General features: G+C 43.9%; 15 protein-coding genes and 1 tRNA gene. 7 read left to right on the top strand and 9 right to left on the bottom strand.

The features are described 5' to 3' along the window. Positions 1 to 37: 37 nt before the first annotated feature. The gene (locus FR741_RS04985; RefSeq protein WP_167426357.1) at positions 38 to 1,354 is read right to left on the bottom strand and encodes an MFS transporter; all 1,317 of its coding nucleotides are present in this window, start codon (positions 1,352 to 1,354) and stop codon (positions 38 to 40) included. 173 nt (positions 1,355 to 1,527) lie between these two features. On the opposite strand from FR741_RS04985, the gene FR741_RS04990 reads away from it, so the two are divergent. Then, positions 1,528 to 2,076 carry an NAD(P)H nitroreductase gene (locus FR741_RS04990; protein WP_167426358.1) on the top strand — a complete coding sequence of 183 codons (549 nt, stop codon included), beginning with the start codon at positions 1,528 to 1,530 and terminating at the stop codon, positions 2,074 to 2,076. A 103-nt stretch (positions 2,077 to 2,179) separates the two neighbouring features. Beyond that, positions 2,180 to 4,147: a DNA topoisomerase III gene (locus FR741_RS04995; protein WP_167426359.1), complete on the top strand. Its 1,968-nt coding sequence runs from the start codon at positions 2,180 to 2,182 to the stop codon at positions 4,145 to 4,147. A 44-nt stretch (positions 4,148 to 4,191) separates the two neighbouring features. Here FR741_RS04995 and FR741_RS05000 read toward each other — a convergent pair whose 3' ends face one another. Both FR741_RS05000 and FR741_RS05005 read right to left on the bottom strand, forming a co-directional pair. After that, positions 4,192 to 4,398: a hypothetical protein gene (locus tag FR741_RS05000; protein ID WP_114323304.1), complete on the bottom strand. Its 207-nt coding sequence runs from the start codon at positions 4,396 to 4,398 to the stop codon at positions 4,192 to 4,194. A gap of 184 nt (positions 4,399 to 4,582) precedes the next feature. Then, a complete protein-coding gene (locus FR741_RS05005; protein WP_046874517.1) occupies positions 4,583 to 5,272 on the bottom strand; it encodes an SDR family oxidoreductase in 690 nt (229 codons plus the stop codon). Between the two features lie 270 nt (positions 5,273 to 5,542). On the opposite strand from FR741_RS05005, the gene FR741_RS05010 reads away from it, so the two are divergent. Next, positions 5,543 to 6,466, top strand: a complete 924-nt coding sequence (locus FR741_RS05010; protein WP_150919168.1) for a histone deacetylase family protein — start codon at positions 5,543 to 5,545, stop codon at positions 6,464 to 6,466. Positions 6,467 to 6,657: 191 nt separating this feature from the next. Here the strand turns inward: FR741_RS05010 and FR741_RS05015 are convergent. The 3 genes from FR741_RS05015 to FR741_RS05025 form a co-directional block, all read right to left on the bottom strand. Beyond that, positions 6,658 to 6,748 (bottom strand) — tRNA-Ser (locus FR741_RS05015). A 154-nt stretch (positions 6,749 to 6,902) separates the two neighbouring features. Beyond that, positions 6,903 to 8,711 (bottom strand): DUF3413 domain-containing protein, encoded by a 1,809-nt coding sequence (locus FR741_RS05020; RefSeq protein WP_150919166.1) that lies wholly within the window; start codon positions 8,709 to 8,711, stop codon positions 6,903 to 6,905. A 22-nt stretch (positions 8,712 to 8,733) separates the two neighbouring features. Beyond that, on the bottom strand, positions 8,734 to 8,961 hold the full coding sequence (locus FR741_RS05025; protein ID WP_005380722.1) for a YejL family protein: 228 nt from the start codon (positions 8,959 to 8,961) through the stop codon (positions 8,734 to 8,736). A gap of 85 nt (positions 8,962 to 9,046) precedes the next feature. On the opposite strand from FR741_RS05025, the gene yejK reads away from it, so the two are divergent. The 3 genes from yejK to FR741_RS05040 all read left to right on the top strand — a co-directional run bounded on the left by yejK (position 9,047) and on the right by FR741_RS05040 (position 12,712). After that, complete coding sequence (yejK, locus tag FR741_RS05030) at positions 9,047 to 10,045, top strand: nucleoid-associated protein YejK (RefSeq protein WP_005396521.1); 999 nt, start codon at positions 9,047 to 9,049, stop codon at positions 10,043 to 10,045. An 82-nt stretch (positions 10,046 to 10,127) separates the two neighbouring features. Next, entirely contained in the window at positions 10,128 to 11,444 is a 1,317-nt protein-coding gene (locus FR741_RS05035) for an Hpt domain-containing protein (protein ID WP_167426360.1), read from the top strand. Between the two features lie 104 nt (positions 11,445 to 11,548). Then, on the top strand, positions 11,549 to 12,712 hold the full coding sequence (locus FR741_RS05040; RefSeq protein ID WP_167426361.1) for a chemotaxis protein: 1,164 nt from the start codon (positions 11,549 to 11,551) through the stop codon (positions 12,710 to 12,712). Between the two features lie 88 nt (positions 12,713 to 12,800). Here FR741_RS05040 and nhaC read toward each other — a convergent pair whose 3' ends face one another. After that, the gene (gene nhaC / locus FR741_RS05045; protein ID WP_005396525.1) at positions 12,801 to 14,234 is read right to left on the bottom strand and encodes a Na+/H+ antiporter NhaC; all 1,434 of its coding nucleotides are present in this window, start codon (positions 14,232 to 14,234) and stop codon (positions 12,801 to 12,803) included. A gap of 430 nt (positions 14,235 to 14,664) precedes the next feature. Between nhaC and asd the strand changes: the two genes are divergently transcribed. After that, entirely contained in the window at positions 14,665 to 15,780 is a 1,116-nt protein-coding gene (asd, locus tag FR741_RS05050) for an aspartate-semialdehyde dehydrogenase (protein WP_005396526.1), read from the top strand. A gap of 55 nt (positions 15,781 to 15,835) precedes the next feature. Here asd and FR741_RS05055 read toward each other — a convergent pair whose 3' ends face one another. Then, positions 15,836 to 16,699 (bottom strand): ion transporter, encoded by an 864-nt coding sequence (locus tag FR741_RS05055; RefSeq protein ID WP_005396527.1) that lies wholly within the window; start codon positions 16,697 to 16,699, stop codon positions 15,836 to 15,838. Positions 16,700 to 16,734: 35 nt separating this feature from the next. After that, positions 16,735 to 17,373 (bottom strand): YchE family NAAT transporter, encoded by a 639-nt coding sequence (locus FR741_RS05060; protein ID WP_005396528.1) that lies wholly within the window; start codon positions 17,371 to 17,373, stop codon positions 16,735 to 16,737. Positions 17,374 to 17,732: the final 359 nt, after the last annotated feature.

The raw sequence follows: 17,732 nt of genomic DNA on the forward strand, positions 1-17,732 counted from the left end.
GAAAGCTGCGCTTTGAGCGCAGCTTTTTTGTATAGAACTAGTCACTGATTTCTGGCAGTTGTTTGGCCATTACCACGCCAGAAAGAGTAATAAAAGAGAACACTAACACCACAGCTGAAAGGCTCAAAAAGTTCGACATGACACCAAGAGAACTCATTAGAAGCAGCATTATCCCAACCACCGTGTTACTCACGGCTACATAGCTTGTCCGTTTGTCACCTTCTGCGATATCAACTAAGTAGGTTTTTCGTCCGACTCGTATTCCGTCGTGGGCAATGCACACACAAAAGTAGAGCAGAGGAATCACGAATAGGAAGCTTTGGCTAGCGGTGACCCACGTATCGTAAACAAATAAAACAACGCCAAGTAGCGCGCTCATCGTTGCGCCGATGACCATCACACTGCGGCTAGAGCGATCGGACATTCTTCCCCAGAAAGGACCTGACACAAAGGAGGCCAAGCCACTCGCAAACATAAAGAGAGCTAGCACCCAGAGCTGTCCACCGAGAGATTGCTGTGCCAGCACTACGTAGTACGGTGCACTCAGCGCAGAACATAAAAATAGTGTCCGCGTGATAACGAATCGACGAAAGGTCACGTCTGTTTTAAGTAACGCGAGTTGTTTAAATGCCTCAAGGACGCCATTTCGACCACCGTCTACCTCACCTGCATACTCATTAATTCGTGCATAAACTAATGCCGCAATAAGCCATATGGCGCCCGCTAAGCCTAAACTCAGACTGTAAAAGCGCTCTGTCGGCTCTACGTCCCATAGCCAGGCTAGTGCCAGAAGGCTAGCGAAAAGCAACGTAACAAGGCCAGCAGCGCTTGAAGACCAGCCGTTGACTTGACCTCGTTGGTTTTTGGGGATGGTTTTTCCCAACACATCTTTTGATGCGACGGAATTTAAACCGCGTGAGAGGCTGAAGATCACAAGACATGCAATTACACCATAACCCGCAGCTGCTCCTGTTAGAGTTAATGCGACCACTCCGATTGCAAATATGGAAAGAGCCTGCAAGATGCTGCCAATTACCCAGACCCATTTTCTTACTGGAATGCGTCGGATGTAGTGCGCGATGCTAAGTTGTGGGATAAGGGAACCTGATTCACGAATAGGAACGAGCCAACCAATTAAGTAAACCGGTGCCCCGAGGCTTTGTAGTATCCACGGCAACGTGACTTTGGGATTGATTAACGCATCGCCGACCTTCGTTAAAAACTGAGCAAGAATGATTTTAAGAAAGTTGCCGGGAACTTGATGACAAGCTGATTCAGGAATCGCCTTACAGGCACGGGCATCTTCGTCATTAACGATCTTTTCGTAAATGCTGTTTTGTTTATCCTTGTTCATCAACCTGCCTATGTTCAACTTATTCATTTCGCGAATAAATTAACATTAAATCCAGTTTGATGTTAAGTGAAGCACGTTATCAAGCCCACAGAAAACCGGTTGTTATTCGTAGGAACAGATTGTGCTAAAGTGGCGTAAACAAAATAACAACGATATTCGATAAGGATTCTTTCATGGACGCTCTCGATCTTTTGCTCAATCGCCGATCTATCGCGAAGTTATCTGCGCCTGCACCAGAAGGTAAAGCACTTGAGAACATCATTCGTGCAGGCCTTCGTGCGCCTGACCATGCGGGATTAACCCCTTGGCGTTTCGTTATCGCACAGGGCGATGGTTTGAAAAAACTGTCAGATATCTTGGTAAAAGCGGCAGAAGCTGAAAAGAGTGATGAAGTGGTGGTCGAAAAGGTGAAAAATGCGCCATTTCGTGCGCCAATGGTGATCACGGTGATTGCTAAAGTAACGGAACATGAGAAAGTACCTGCACTAGAGCAACACTTATCTGCGGGATGTGCCGTACAATCCATGCAGATGGCAGCGGTAGCGCAAGGCTTTCAAGGATTTTGGCGCTCAGGTAAGTGGATGTTCCATCCAGAAGTTCATCAAGCGTTTGGTTTAGAAGGCGACGATGAGATTGTTGGTTTCTTGTACCTAGGTACGCCTGGTTGCACACCGATGAAAGTTCCTGAGCGCGACCTTTCTCAGTTTGTTGAGTTTCTATAACTGAGCATCTAGGTAAATTGACTGTTTATTTATACAGTTTTTCTTGATTTATTAGGGCTACATTCGTTAATGTGGCCCTAATTATATTTATTTCCAAAACGTTATGTCTCGTCTGTTTATTGCTGAAAAACCAAGCTTAGGCCGTGCGATTGCCGCTGCACTGCCAAACCCTCAAAAGAAAGATCAAGGATTCATCCGCTGTGGGAACGGGGATATCGTTACTTGGTGTATCGGCCATTTGCTCGAACAAGTCGAACCTGACGCTTACGATGAGCGTTATAAAAAGTGGAATATGGCAGATTTACCAATTGTTCCGCAGCAATGGCAGCTCAGACCGAGGAAAAGCGCAAGTAAGCAATTAACAGTGATTCGTAAATTGCTCAAAGAAGCTAACGAAGTCATTCATGCAGGAGACCCAGACCGAGAGGGTCAGCTGTTAGTTGATGAAGTTCTCGACTATTGCAAGTTATCTAAAACCAAGAAGGAATCCACACAGCGTTTGCTGATTTCCGACTTGAACTTACCTGCGGTGAAACGCGCACTCAGTTCTATGCGCAGTAATCGCGAGTTTATCCCACTTTCAGTTTCTGCATTGGCTCGCTCTCGAGCTGATTGGTTGTATGGCATGAACATGTCTCGTGCTTATACCTTGCTTGGTCAAAAAGCAGGGTATCAAGGTGTTCTCTCGGTAGGGCGAGTGCAAACGCCAGTTCTTGGCTTAGTGGTGCGTCGTGATGAGGAAATCGAAAACTTTGTCCCGAAGGACTATTTTACCCTACATGCTCTGATCCCATATCAAGATGCCAATGGTACTTTTGATATTCGTGCTCGTTGGAAGCCAAGTGAGGCATGCAAGCCTTGGCAGGATGAAGAAGGGCGAGTGTTAAACCGTAAGTTAGTGGAAAACGTTGCAAACCGTATTGCAAATCAACCCGCGAAAGTGACGGAGTCGGAACAAAAGCAAACCAAGCAATCAGCACCATTACCTTATTCATTATCTGCTTTACAGATCGATGCAGCGAAGCGCTATGGTATGAGTGCGCAACAAGTACTAGATACTTGTCAGGCATTGTATGAAAAGCACAAGCTGATCACTTATCCACGTTCAGATTGTCGCTATTTACCGATGGAACATTACTCGCAAGCTGGGACAGTGACAACTGCTATTGCGAATAACGCAAAAGAGCTGCAAGGTGCCGTTCAGGGAGCAGACTTAACATTAAAGTCCAAAGCCTGGAACGATAAAAAGGTGGATGCGCACCATGCGATTATCCCTACACCAAAACAAGCTAATGTGAATGCGCTTTCGGGCAATGAGATGAAAGTGTATCAATTGATTGCGCGCCAGTATCTGATGCAGTTTTATCCGGTGGCGGTTTACGCAGAAGCGAAATTGGTTTTCGATATCGCTGGTGGTACGTTTATCGCGAAAGGTCGTCAGTTAGTTGCGCCGGGTTGGAAAGCGCTAATGGGCAAAACCGACAAGGAAGATGAAGGTATTGATGCAGTGCCACCGTTACCAGAAGGCGCCGTGTTAACTTGTCGTGAAGGGGAAATAAAAGACCGAAAAACCGAGCCACCAAAGCACTTTACCGAAGCATCGCTGTTGCAAGCGATGACCGGGATCGCGCGTTACGTTGCGAATAAAGAACTGAAAAAAATCCTTCGTGATACTGATGGGCTAGGTACGGAAGCGACTCGCGCTGGTATTTTGGACACGCTGTTCAAACGCCAACTGCTCACGCGTCAAGGTAAATCAATTCTCAGCTCTCCTGCGGGAAGAGGTCTCATTCATGCCTTGCCACAGGATTCAACGTACCCAGATATGACGGCTCATTGGGAGCACCAGTTACAAGGTATGGCAGAGAGAAATCAGGCATATCAGCCGTTTATGCAAGCACTAGAGCAACGCATTGATGGTTTGATGGCACAAGTAAAAGCAGGGCCGATCCCTGATTCATTGCGTCATCTACCCAAGGTGGAACGTCCAGCGTTTAAACGTAAAAAGCGTAGTTATTCAAAGAGTGGTGGCGCGGCTAAATCTCGTGCAACCAAAGGTAAGCTGGCATAGGACAAGCGCGGCGTAATTAAACACCGCGCATGCTTGAAAATAGATTACTCGAACAGGTCACCGTGGTTTTGGATCGCGCCTCTTACTTCTCCTTGAGTTAACACGCGTTTGTCCAGTACCTCTTTCACCTGCTTGCCCAAGTCAACTAATGTATCTCGATTCGCTTGAGTTTGGCGTTTACCAGCACTTCTCAAGCAGTAGTTTAGCTCGTGCTCTTCGCTAAAATTAACCAAATCCCTATCTGCTGCCATCGTGCCTTCTCCTTAATTGTTCTACTTTTTCATAAGTCTGGATTGGATATAGATAAATTCAAGTTAGATTGCGCGAATTATGCTGGTGGATCACCGGTGAACATTATGTTTGCCAACCAAGTCACGATTATGAAGCCTAGCTTAGATGTTATTTGATTTTATTGATGGTTGTTTCTTAACGCCGCTACCAAGGTAGCTCAGTACCATCGTAGTTAATAAATCGACCTGAAAGTTGCGGTGTACTCAGCTCTATCACGTTCGCTAGGCCCTGTGCGGAGGTTTGCGTATCTATCAATGCATTTGGTCCGCCCATTGCAGTTTTTACCCAACCAGGATGAAGCGCTAAAACGGTAAATCCTTCAGGTGTTAAATCATTGCTCAAGCTTTTCACAACCGAGTTTAGCGCCGCTTTCGATGAACGATAAATATAACCGCCACCGGACGTATTTTCGGTCATGCTCCCCACTTTTGATGAGATACAAGCAATCTTTTTCATCTTGCCTTGTTGTAAGCGAGGGTAACAGTGCTCAACCAGTTTTAACGGTGCAATGGTGTTTACTTCGAAGACTTTACGCCATTCTTCTACGTCAGTGTTTCCAAAGCCATATCCCTTGGGGCCGTAATATCCTGCATTATTGATGAGTAAGTCGATGGCAGGGAGTTTATCGGCAAGCTTAGCGACTTGTTCGTAGTGAGTGACATCCAGTTCGTGCAAAACCAGATTGCTGAATTGTGAGGCTAGAGTTTGTAGTTCTGAACTGTTCTCCAAGGAACGGCTAGTAGCGTGTACTTGATGGCCTTGCTTTAGGTACAGCTCAGTTAAGCTAAGGCCAATGCCGCGATTTGCTCCGGTAATAAAGACGGTTTGACTCATACAAACACCTATGTTTTTTGATTTCAGCTGAAAGTCATTGTGTTAGCTAAGCGCAATAAAATCAACCAGCCACCACGCACCAACAACGAAAGATGAAAATAGGGACAGAGCACAAAGAGAGCCAAACAGTGCGCCGAGAATAGCAAAGAAAGTAGAATTCATATGTATATTAAATTTAATTGATATTGAAAATCATTATCAATTAAATTGCATTTTATTCAACCCTTGAAGTTGATACTATTTCGTTACCATTGATATTAAGAATTTCTCATGCTGCCATTTATCTACCACCCGATTTATTCTCAACTTGAGTTGCCAGAGGGGCATCGTTACCCAATTATGAAGTACCAGTACCTCTATGAATCGGTATTGGTACATATGGAGAAAGATAACTGGAAAGAACACGTGCAGTTTTTCCAGCCAGAAGCATTAACTGTTGAGGAAGTAAAACGTGTTCATGACCAGGAATACGTCGACTTACTTGTGAATGGAAACATGTCAGCTGCGAAGATGCGCCGAATAGGTTTTCCTTGGAGTGAGTCTCTCATTACCAGAACGCTAACTTCAGCAGCGGGCACGGCTTTGACCGCAAATAAAGCACTTGAGTATGGTGTTGCCATTCATTTGAGTGGCGGGTATCACCACGCACACAAAGAGTTTGGCAGTGGTTTTTGTTTATTTAATGACTTAGTGATCGCGGCCAGGCAAGCGCTCGAAGTCGAACATGTCGATAAAGTATTGATCATTGATAGTGATGTTCACCATGGGGATGGAACAGCAACTTTGTGTCACGATGAGCCAGATATCATCACGCTTTCTTTCCACTGTGACAAAAACTTTCCGGCTAGAAAGCCTCAGTCTGATCTAGATGTGCCTTTGGTGCGAGGAACAGGTGATGAGGATTTTTTAATAGCGTTTAAGGAAGTGGTCGATATGGCGCTTAATCTTCATCGTCCTGATTTGGTTATCTACGATGCTGGTGTTGATATACATCAAGACGATGAGCTTGGATATTTTGATGTGTCGACGCAAGGGATTTTAGAGCGTGATAGATTTTTAATGCAAACAATGAAATCGCGAGGTATCCCTGTCGCAGCTGTCGTCGGAGGTGGATATCGAACGAATCATTCAGACCTTGTCCCAATCCATTTGCAGCTCATTAATGCCGCTAAAGAAGTTTTTGTTGGTAAGTAAATACAACTAGACGTGAGTATCAACCTGATTCATAACGGGACACTGGAACGAAAAGGGCGCTAATTTTCTAATGGGTTCTTTCTGAATGTGGCGATTGCTTGGCTTGTATTCAAGGAGGGATTTGTACAAATCTTTTCAAATCTGGATATACGAAAAAGCCCGCTAATTTCTTAGCGGGCTTTTTCTAAATGTGGCGGAGAGATAGGGATTTGAACCCTAGATACGCTATTAACGTATGCCGGTTTTCAAGACCGGTGCTTTCAACCACTCAGCCATCTCTCCGTTGTTGAGGCGCATAATATAAGGCTTTGAAAATGTTGTAAACCCCTAGTTGAACTGATTGGATGTTTACTGCGCAAATTTGTGGTTTGTGTTGTTTAAATAAACAAAAACTCCCCAAAAAGGGGAGTTTGAATAGTATATGGATTGCTAGGTATTAATCGTTTTTAGAATAAAAACGCTGTAACTCAGTTAAACCTTGCATCAAAACTGGCAACTTCGGTGCATCATCTCGAAGTCGTTTGTAATTTTTGTCATACAACTTGTAGTTGCCAAACTTATCGATCACTGTGGTTTGCGAGCTAGTAATTAAGGCAAGCTCACGAGTGTCACCCGCTAGGATCCAACGGCGACGACTTTCGTCAAATAGGTTACGACCACTACTGTAATCATATGGGTTGGAAGATACACCGAGCATATCCTGCAACAACGTGACCGAAAGGTCCAAGTGGCTTGTGCTGTGATTAAATTCACCAGCCAACATTCCTGGCCATTGGATTACCATAGGAACTTGTAACTGATAACGGCTGTAGTTGCTGTTTGCGCCCCAGCTGTTCGTGTTTGTTTCATTAAACTCACTACCGTGATTAGAAGTGATAATCACGATGGTGTTTGTCAATAGTCCATTTTTTTCAAGCTCACCAATAATGCTAGCGATGGTTTTATCCGCTGATTTCACCGCATATTCATAAGCTTTTTTGAATCGCTCACTTGCGGACATTTCTTCGTCATTATTTGAAGGGATCGATTCAAAATTATCAACGGTGGTCACTTCGATGTAACTAAACCATGGTTGACTCGCTTTCTCTGTTAACCATGTATTCCAGTTCGCGATAGATTGCTTATCGGTATGAGCTTGTGTGCCATCGAGGTCTTCCGCTAGTTTTAAGTCGCGGAAAATAATCTCTGAGTAGAGATCATCTTCAAACCCGCTGCCACTGAATAGGCCGAAGTTGTAACCCTGATCTTTCAGTACATCGAGTAACACTGGCGAAGCGCCTTGCGCCTTGATGCTTGAGGCGTAACTGGTTGGTAAGCCGTAGAACAAACCAAAAGCCCCGTAAGTATCATTACTTGAACTGTAATGATTACGGAAGTTCTGATTGTTTTCGGCAAACTCATAGAGGTTAGGCATCTCTTCTGGATTCAGCGCGTCTGCACGCAGGTTGTTTACGCTGATCATCAACACGTTGAGCTTATTGACTCGACGGTTAAACTCTAGCTTTTCCAGAGGGTAATTGACTAACTCTACGTTGCCTTCATTTTCCGCTAAGCGTTTTAGGTATTCCTCACGGTCAAGTAGACCATGTTTTTCCATAAAACTCTTCGCCGTCATCGGGTAAGACAATGGGAAGTTTGAACGCTGACTGGTAATTGGATTGTAGAAGTATGCATCTGCCCAAATATAAACCAAATGGCTGGTCATAAAGCTGAGGAAAAATACAGCTGCTAGAGGACGTCCTACGTGCTTATGAGAAAGTTTGCGCTGTTTTCGCCATACCCATTCGGATAGAGCGAGCTGAATAAGGAAGATCAACGGCATTACAACAAACAGATGTTGTAGATCAGTGCTGAGTGCACTTTTATCTTCGCTGAATAGTAACTCCCAAACGACAGGAGTTAAGTGCAAATTGATAGACTGATACGCTTGGGTATCAATCAATAATATGGTTTGCCCAACGGTCGCGAAAATCACTGCCACCAAACGGAACAATTTCCGCGATGGCAGGATAAACGTTAACGGGAATAGAACGAGCAAGTAAAGCGCGAAAACTAGAAAGCCAAAGTGACCAACCCAAGAAACCGCCAGATAAAACTGACCAAGTAACGTCTCGGGCCAAGGAGACTGAACAATGTAGCGTGTGCCTATCAACATCGATGCAACGATATTGAAGAATGCAAACCAGTGACCCCAACCAACCAGTCGAGATACACGTTCGCCGTATGAGTTTCCGCTGTCTACCATGTATGTGTTCTATTGTCCGTTATTAGTGTGTTTTTGGTGTTTCTAAAGAAGACATCAGCGCCTGAGCAAATTTTTCAGCAATCGCTTTGCGTTGTGAAGCAGCAACACGTTGATTTAAGACATTGGTTGCGATATTTCCGGCAATCATTAGCGTCAACTCAGGAGAAGCAGCGTGTTTTTCAAGAACTGTTGCTACTTCAGCAAGAATTTTCTCTACTTGCTCGTCAGTATATTTAGATGTAATCGGCATAAAGACTCTAATAATGATAGTAAAAGCGGCTTATGATAACCTACAATGCCCATCAACTAAAACCTTGTAGCAAGATAAAATCACTATGAGCCTTCATCTTTCAAACGTTATTCTGCATCAACTGTGCAAAAACGATCAGGACGAGCTAGTTGTAAACTTTCGTCCAGCATCATTAGAGAACGATGCATCTACTGAAAACTTAGTCGCTGAGCTTCACCGAGTATTCCATTCTAAAGCTGGTAAAGGTTTTGGCTCTTTCCAGTCAGACAGCGAATTTCAATTTTGGCTTCAAGAAATGCGCAAAGGAGAGCGAGATTTTTACGACTTCTCACAAATTAGTGCAAATCGCTTGAAAGAAGAGTTGATTAAGTACCCATTTGCGGATGAAGGTATTTTGGTTTTCGCTGAGTATCAGAGTTTAGCAACGGACTACTTGTTCATCGGTATCTTACCAATGAACCAAAGTTTAAAAGTGACCGAAGGTTTGGACATCAGTGCGACGGATTACCTAGATATCACCAAAATGGATATTGCGGCACGCATTGACTTGTCGAGCTACGACACTGACAAGGAATCTAATCGTTACTTGCAATACATCAAGGGACGCGTTGGCCGTAAAGTGGCGGATTTCTTCCTAGATTTCCTGCAAGCGGACATCGGCTTAGATACTAAACAACAAAACTTAGTGTTGATGCAGGCAGTGGATGATTTTTGTGCTGACTCGAAGCTAGAAAAGCAAGAAGTGAACGAGTACAAGAAACAAGTTTACGATTACTGCAATGAGCAAATTAAATCCGGTGATGAGGTTCAAATCTCAGAGCTTTCTGGAGAGCTTCCTCCAAGCCAAGATGGCACAAGCTTTATGGATTTCACCAAAGAGCAAGGGTACGAGCTTGAAGAGTCTTTCCCTGGTGACCGTGCGACGGTTCGCAAACTGACTAAATTTGTTGGCGCTGGTGGTGGCTTGAATATTAGCTTTGATAGCCTATTGCTTGGCGAGCGTATTTTTTATGACCCAGAGACGGATACCTTAACGATTAAAGGTACGCCACCAAATCTAAAAGATCAGTTGAGTCGCAACTAAAACCATATCGTCAAATTAAGAGAGCCAATGGCTCTCTTTTTTTATGTGAATAAGAAACATCCATAGTATATGCTTGTAATTAATGGAGATATGCGAGGGGCGAGTGTTGCTGAAGCTAAAAGAAGGAATGAGGCGGTTTGTTTGGTTCTGGTTCGTTTTATGGTGTGTTTTAGCGCTAGGGATTTGGTTGCAAGCCAAACAAACGATTCAAACCATTTCAACAGTGAATGAGCTAGGAAGCAAAGTCGAAGAAGTCAGACATTTTTTTAACTTTGATCTGCCTTATCGTGTTAAGCACGTCGACCAAGTTTCACTAAAACTTCAGTTAGCCTATGCAGTTCGCTTACAGCTTGAAAGTGAGTTTTCTGAAGGAAAAATCACACCAGATATTACTCAATTGCTTTATGCGACCGATCGATTTTTAGAAAGTGCTCGAGCCTTTGTAGGGAGTGACAGTGAGCTTGTATCATTGGCTGAACAGTTGCGAAGGAGCCGTGCCCGAGCTGAAAACTCTGAGCAAATTCAATCAATGTACTATCGCTTAGGCGCACTTGTTTTGGAGTCTATTTTTAGTGACTCAGCAACGAATAGCGATACTTATCGTGATTTAGACCGACTCTTTATCGAGTCGGACACGCTTTCTCCTCAAGAGCGAAGTGCTTTTCAGCGTCAACTTGCCCAGACTTCAAGCGCGCTATCTGCCAAGGCGCAAGGCAGCTATCTAGTTAATCAACTGCTTAATCCTGATTTCCCGAACCAGTTAACTTCGATAAATGACCAGTTGGAACAAAAGTTGATGACCTTTGTTACTTGGTTGTCAGTAATCAGTGGTTTATTTCTTTCTCTTATTTCATGGGGGCTTTTCTCCCAAAGAACCGTTCAGCCGCTAATACCATCAAGAGCAGAAGATAAAGAGTCTGAGCAAGCTGGTGGGTCTTACGTTGTTTTTTCTGCTCAGTCCGAAAGCGCTCAAAACGGCCAAGTTAACGAACAGAGTCATAATGAGCCGAACACATCACAAGTGGCAGTAGTGGAACGTAAGCCGTATATAGATATCAATAAGATGCTGGACTCGCTATCGGGAGATGAAAGCGCGGTGCGAATGTTACTTGAAGTCTTTATTCAGGATCACTCTGGCGATGGTTCAAAAATGCATCGGCTATTAGAAGAGGATAAAGAGCAAGCGCAAAGAGCGGCTCATAGTCTTAAAGGGGTCTCGGGAAGTTTAGGGGCAATGCCATTGCACTGCATTTCGAGTGATATTGAGCTGTTGATTAAACAAGGGCAACAAGTGCCGGAAGAGAAACTGACACGTTTAGATGATGTCCTAAAGCAAACCATACTTTTCGCTAACCACGTTCTCAATAGTGAAAAGATACAAGAAGCGCTAACAGATTGATATTGCTCTGACTTACAATCATCAGAGTTGGGGTATTAAAGGCCCGAACTATATGACTTAGTTCGCTTTATTCCTGTTCCATACAATTTGTTAAAGGTACTTTCATGTCCGTTCGTCGATTGTCTTCAATGATGTTGATAGGGTTGGTTGTGATGCTTTCAGGGTGCTCCCTGTTAGAAGTGAAAATCGAGAGTCAAACCGTCCCTCTTACCAAACAAGAGCTTAATATGCGTCTCCTGACTCGTGAGTATGCGCAACAGTTTTTTGCTCAGGTAGAGCAAGCTGCTGATGCATTGCACGATCAATATGAGCCGCATGATAAAGTCCATCAATCTTATATTTTGCTTTGGAAGATAAATGCTGAAGAAGGTCTTCAAGCCGCAGCATACCAAGTCTCGCCAATGGCAGCACTGATTGATACTTGGACTTTTACGCTACAGATGGATCAATTCTTTACGACTGGCCCTGGTAATGAACTATTTGCGACAGATGAGGCAAAGTTAGTTTCTGCTCACTTAGCGAAAGAGGTGGATAAACTGGCTCAATCTCTGTTGAAACAAGAAGCGTACATCAAGACACAAGCGTTTGTTGCAGAGTTCGTTAAGCAACATCCATTCGCGGACTTAAGTATGATCAGGACGCCAGCTTACCGTGGGTGGTTAGATGCGAATCAAATTAGCGAGGAAGAGGCAGTGACTACGCTAGGTACAATGCCAGAAGCATTAGGTGATGTCTCGGATCGTCTAAGCCTTGTATCAGAACAGACCCCAAAAATTATGACTTGGAAGGCGCAGTTATTAGCATTAAATAGCTCTGCCAGCATCGAAAAAGTTAATGCTGCGCTAAATAGCTTACAAGTTACGGCAGATTCGATGAAGGACTTTATTGATAACAATCCAGAGTACATGCGCTATTTGGCAGAGCAAATGGCGGTAGAGTTACAACCTTTGGTTGACGATATTGACCAAAAAACGCAAGCGCGTTTATCTCAATTGGGTGAGGAGCGCCAAGCTTTAGAGTTGATGGTAGCCAGAGAGCGCCAAGAAATCGCGCAGATCATTACCCATGAGCGTGAGAAATTTGCTCAAGATATGGACCGAGTCTCTCAGGAAGTGGTCAGTTTAGCGATGACTAAGCTGATTGAGCTCGTTAAAAGTACCATTATCTACTTCATCTTGTTCATTGCCGTTATATTCTTTGCACCACTTGGCTTGGGCTATTGGTTTGGTAAGCGTGCAGCAGTGAAAGCGCAAGTCAAACAAAGTTAACGTTTGGTTGAGATACAAAAAAGAGCGCTCATGCGCTCTTTTTCTTTGTCTCTCACTCGGAAGAGAGATTCTTCCTATCTATGCGAACTTAAGCGGTTTGCTGCTTCAGTTCGCCTTCTGCTTGTTCAACTGCTTCCGCCGTTGGCTCGCATTTATCAACAAACCAACCCATGTAGGAACTGATGATGGTCACAATGATACATACAAAACTTAGCCACATGAACGGTGCATAAGACAGTGTCGCAACACCCAGAATACTTGCCATGTAGATACCGTTGTCACTCCATGGAACCATACCAGATGTTAATGTGCCGCCGAACTCTGCGTTACGAGACAAGTTCTTACGTTTGTAGCCTAGGCGATCGTAGTTCTTCGCACAGATTTTTGGTGTCAGGATAAGTGAAACGTACATCGCTGAACCAAATACGTTCCCCATAAAGGCTGTACCGATTGTACTTGTTGCCAGTGAACCTGCACTTTGAACGCGTTTTTCAAACAGCTTAGCGATAGTTTCTAACACACCCACTTTATCTAGTAGACCACCAAAACCAAGGCCGAATACGATGACAGCAACCGAGCCAAGCATTGAAGACATGCCGCCACGGTTAAGAATGGAGTCAATGAAATCTACGCCTGAAGAAATCGCAAACGGAGCCCAAGCGGTGTTGAACGCGGTTAGGAAGTCCACATCTTGAATCATTACTGCCCAAATAATACCAAGCAGAGAACCAAAACTGATCACTGGGAATGAAGGCATACGCATTGCTAGAAGTGACAATACGATGATCACAGGAACAAATGAGTAAGGGGTGATGTAGAATTGCTGCTCCATCGCTTTAATTACAGAGTCTACCTGGCTCATGTCAACTTGACCTGCGTAGTGGAAACCAAATGCAGTAAACATAATGCCTGTAATAATGTAGCTAATGAGTGCGATCGGCAGCATGCCTTTAATATGTTCCATTACTTCAACGTTAGACATAGATGAAGCAAGGATGACGGAGTCCGATAGAGGCGACATTTTGTCACCAAAGTAACAACCTGAAAGCACCGCACCAGCTGTAATTGGTGCAGGAACGCCAAGGCCTTGGCCAATACCCATCATCGCAATACCAGCAGTACCAGCAGCGCCCCAAGAGGTGCCAGTCGCTAGCGCAGTCAATGAACAGATGATCATGGTTGCGAGCAAAAAGATAGAAGGGTGAATTGCTTTAAGGCCGTAGTAAATGATGGTTGGAACAATACCACCAGAGATCCACGTACCAACAAGCGCGCCAACGGCAAGAAGAATTAAGACGGCTCCAAGTCCATTGGAAATGCCATTTAGTGCAGCTTTTTCCAGATCTTTGTACTGATGACCAAGCTTAATGCCTAATATCATGATAATGAACCAACCGATGTACAGCGCTAGCTGGATCGGTAGGTCTAGCTTGGCAGTGAACGAAAATGCCAGCAGTAGAAATAAACCGAGCGAGATAAATACCTGTATCAAGCTTGGTAGGCGTGGTGTAACTTGCTTCATATGTGCCTCTGTCAATCTTGGAGCAATAGAGGAAGGCGCTCCTTGTTGTAATCGCGCATAACATACATTAACAAAAATTATATTTCGAATATTTGGTGTTTTATCTTGATGTTCGTCGGCAAAAACGTTTGCTTGTGAAATTAACTGTTAGTTTGTTTTAACTTTTTTGGTTTTAAATGTTGTGTAATGTGAAATTATTGTGCTTCATGTGTTATTTTATCACTGAGTGGTAAGACCAATTTGGAGTAACAGGGCTTTCCCTACTTGAAAAATGGCCGAAATCGCAAACCAAACACTAAAAAATCTCGTTTAACACGAATTTTCATAGGAAAAGGTTAAAAAATAGGCTTATTTACAAAATAGGGGTTGAGATTTTGATGCGAAAAATTAACTATGGGGTAGGTTTTTTAATACATGGAGAGTTAATACGATGAGAGTTGGTTTAGTTGGTTGGCGCGGTATGGTTGGTTCAGTCCTTATGCAGCGTATGGTTGAAGAGAAAGACTTCGACCTAATCGAACCAGTATTCTACAGTACTTCTCAAGTTGGTATTCCTGCTCCTAACTTAGGAAAAGACGCAGGCTTACTGCAAGACGCGTATGATATTGAAAGCTTAAAACAGCTTGATGCGGTAATTACATGTCAAGGTGGTAGCTACACAGAAAAAGTTTACCCAGCACTTCGACAAGCCGGTTGGAAAGGCTACTGGATTGACGCAGCATCTACGTTACGTATGGCGGAAGATTCCATCATCACGCTTGATCCTGTGAACTTAAAGCAAATCCAACAAGGCATCCACGGTGGCACGAACACATTTGTTGGTGGTAACTGTACGGTTAGTTTAATGCTAATGGGTCTAGGTGGCTTATTCGAAAAAGGCCTTGTTGAGTGGACAAGCGCAATGACATACCAAGCCGCTTCTGGTGCTGGCGCGCAAAACATGCGTGAACTGATCTCGCAAATGGGCGTTATCAATGACTCTGTAAGTTCCGAACTTGCAAACCCATCAAGCTCTATTCTAGATATTGATAAAAAAGTTGCAGACACAATGCGCAGCGGTTCTTTCCCTACCGATAAATTCGGTGTACCACTAGCTGGCTCGCTTATTCCGTGGATCGATGTTAAACGTGATAACGGTCAGAGTAAAGAAGAGTGGAAAGCGGGCGCAGAGGCAAACAAAATTTTGGGCTCACAAAGCTCGCCTGTGCCAATCGATGGTACTTGCGTCCGTATTGGTGCGATGCGCTGTCACTCTCAAGCACTCACTATCAAGCTTAAGCAAAATGTCCCAATGGATGAAATCGAAGAAATCATCGCCACTCATAACGACTGGGTTAAAGTGATTCCTAACGATCGTGACATTACTGCGCAAGAACTTACACCTGCAAAAGTAACAGGCACTATGTCCGTACCAGTAGGTCGTCTACGTAAGATGGCAATGGGTGATGACTTCCTAAATGCTTTCACTGTTGGTGACCAACTACTATGGGGCGCAGCAGAACCATTGCGTCGTACGTTACGCATTATTCTTTCTGAGAAAGCATAACCACATCAATCTTTGTTTGATGACAAAATAAAAGAGCTCCCTAGGGAGCTCTTTTTTATGCTTCGTCTTCTCCACGAACAACGCGTTTATCAGGATCGGCCAGTTCACTACCACAGTGTTTACAGTAAGTCGCATCAGAGTCGTGCCCGGCGTGAGAACAGTTCGGACACTTCACTAATACTTTGTGCGATTGCATTTCTTGGTGAAGCTCTGCTGTGAAAATACCAGTAGGGACCGCCAAAATTGAATAACCCAACAACATAGTGAGTGAGGCAAGCCCTTTTCCGAGATCTGTTTGAGGTACCAAGTCACCATATCCAACCGTTGTGATGGTCACAATAGCCCAATAAATACTTTTCGGAATGCTAGTAAATCCGTTTTCAGGCCCCTCAATGACAAAAATCAGTGACCCAAAGATCGTGACCATAATGGCGACAGAGCTAAAGAAGATAAAAATCTTTCTGCGCGCCATCAGTAGAGAGCGTAAGAGGATGTTGGACTCTTGAAGATAGCGGACCAACTTGAGTATGCGGAATATTCGCATGACTCGCAGTGCTCTTATTACGCCCATAAAGGAGGCAGAAGGGAAAAACAGTGCTAAGTAAGTAGGTAAAATCGCGAGTAAATCAACGACGCCATAAAAGCTCTTCGCATAGGCGGCTGGTTTTGGAGAGCAATAAAGCCGGAGAAAATACTCAATAGTGAATAAACCGGTAAAAGTGTACTCCAAGTATTTCAGCTCTTTTGCCCACTCGGCGCGCACGGATGGTATTGAGTCTAAGACCAGTACGATTAGAGAACTGATAATCGCGATAATGAGTGCAATATCGAAGGTTCGACCAGCTTTGGTATGAGTACCAAAAATGGTGACATAAAGAGTATGTTTGAGAGAGTCAGTCGTCATGACAAAGCGATCCATTGTTGAATCGCTCTATCATACAATTTTATAGAAACTCAGGCTAATCCTGGAAATAAGTTGCGTAAACCATTGGCGATAAATTCAATACCCAATGCGCCTAATATCAAACCCATGATACGGGTAATCACGTTGATACCAGTTTGACCCAAAAATCGCACGATCAGTGGGGCAGAGCGGAACAACAGCCACGAGCATAGACAGAACAAGCCAATTGTAATGCTGATGCCTACCGTATCAAACATGCTTGGGTAGCGTGCTCCGTAAACAATAGTCGAACTGATTGCGCCTGGTCCTGCCATTAGCGGCATCGCAAGAGGAACAACACCGATCTGCTCGCGACTCACGTATTCTGATTTTTCCTGTTTGTTTTGTTTATCTTCCCCCAGTTTACCGCTCATCATCGAGAACGCGATGCTAAGCAGCAGTAGCCCACCTGCAACACGAAACGAATCCAGAGAAATGCTGAACATATCTAATAGTAACTGACCAGCAAAGAGCGAAATGATCAGGATGATCGCAACAGCCACGTTCGCTGTGGTTGCCGTATTGCGCTTTTCGTCTGGTGTCATATGTCCGGTTAGTGACACAAACACAGGCATGATACCAACAGGGTTTACTGCGGCGACCAAACCAAGAAAAAACTGCAAGAAGATAGCAAGTTCAAAAGTTTGCATGTTGCGTACTCATTAAAGTTCACATTAGTGAAAAGGCGAAGGGGCAATTTGGGCGTAATGTAAGGCAAAAGTTGTGTTGGAAGAAATGAAAAAAACTAACGCATTTCCTACTGTTTTAGTGAGAAAAACTAATTCTTTAATAAACTGTATCTAATCTGGAAAAGAATTGTTGCGTATAAAGTTGCTGTCAAAGCGTGCTGTTTTACATAAACGTTAACATTCGCACACTTTTGATAAAAACTAAGGTGGTTTGTAGAGAGATGTATTCGGTTCGATATACTCTCAGTAGCACAAGGAATTGGGCCTACATGTAATTTTGTTGGCTAAAAATGAAACTTTTTTACAGGTTGTTGTAGTTT

This window comes from Vibrio diabolicus (assembly GCF_011801455.1).
GTDB classification, from domain to species: domain Bacteria; phylum Pseudomonadota; class Gammaproteobacteria; order Enterobacterales; family Vibrionaceae; genus Vibrio; species Vibrio diabolicus.

Excerpts from the sequence above, each read along its gene's own strand:
- FR741_RS04985 (WP_167426357.1), bottom strand. The coding sequence starts at position 1,354 with ATGAACAAGGATAAACAAAACAGCATTTACGAAAAGATCGTTAATGAC.
- FR741_RS04990 (WP_167426358.1), top strand. The coding sequence starts at position 1,528 with ATGGACGCTCTCGATCTTTTGCTCAATCGCCGATCTATCGCGAAGTTA.
- FR741_RS04995 (WP_167426359.1), top strand. The coding sequence starts at position 2,180 with ATGTCTCGTCTGTTTATTGCTGAAAAACCAAGCTTAGGCCGTGCGATT.
- FR741_RS05000 (WP_114323304.1), bottom strand. The coding sequence starts at position 4,398 with ATGGCAGCAGATAGGGATTTGGTTAATTTTAGCGAAGAGCACGAGCTA.
- FR741_RS05005 (WP_046874517.1), bottom strand. The coding sequence starts at position 5,272 with ATGAGTCAAACCGTCTTTATTACCGGAGCAAATCGCGGCATTGGCCTT.
- FR741_RS05010 (WP_150919168.1), top strand. The coding sequence starts at position 5,543 with ATGCTGCCATTTATCTACCACCCGATTTATTCTCAACTTGAGTTGCCA.
- FR741_RS05020 (WP_150919166.1), bottom strand. The coding sequence starts at position 8,711 with ATGGTAGACAGCGGAAACTCATACGGCGAACGTGTATCTCGACTGGTT.
- FR741_RS05025 (WP_005380722.1), bottom strand. The coding sequence starts at position 8,961 with ATGCCGATTACATCTAAATATACTGACGAGCAAGTAGAGAAAATTCTT.
- yejK (WP_005396521.1), top strand. The coding sequence starts at position 9,047 with ATGAGCCTTCATCTTTCAAACGTTATTCTGCATCAACTGTGCAAAAAC.
- FR741_RS05035 (WP_167426360.1), top strand. The coding sequence starts at position 10,128 with ATGGAGATATGCGAGGGGCGAGTGTTGCTGAAGCTAAAAGAAGGAATG.
- FR741_RS05040 (WP_167426361.1), top strand. The coding sequence starts at position 11,549 with ATGTCCGTTCGTCGATTGTCTTCAATGATGTTGATAGGGTTGGTTGTG.
- nhaC (WP_005396525.1), bottom strand. The coding sequence starts at position 14,234 with ATGAAGCAAGTTACACCACGCCTACCAAGCTTGATACAGGTATTTATC.
- asd (WP_005396526.1), top strand. The coding sequence starts at position 14,665 with ATGAGAGTTGGTTTAGTTGGTTGGCGCGGTATGGTTGGTTCAGTCCTT.
- FR741_RS05055 (WP_005396527.1), bottom strand. The coding sequence starts at position 16,699 with ATGGATCGCTTTGTCATGACGACTGACTCTCTCAAACATACTCTTTAT.
- FR741_RS05060 (WP_005396528.1), bottom strand. The coding sequence starts at position 17,373 with ATGCAAACTTTTGAACTTGCTATCTTCTTGCAGTTTTTTCTTGGTTTG.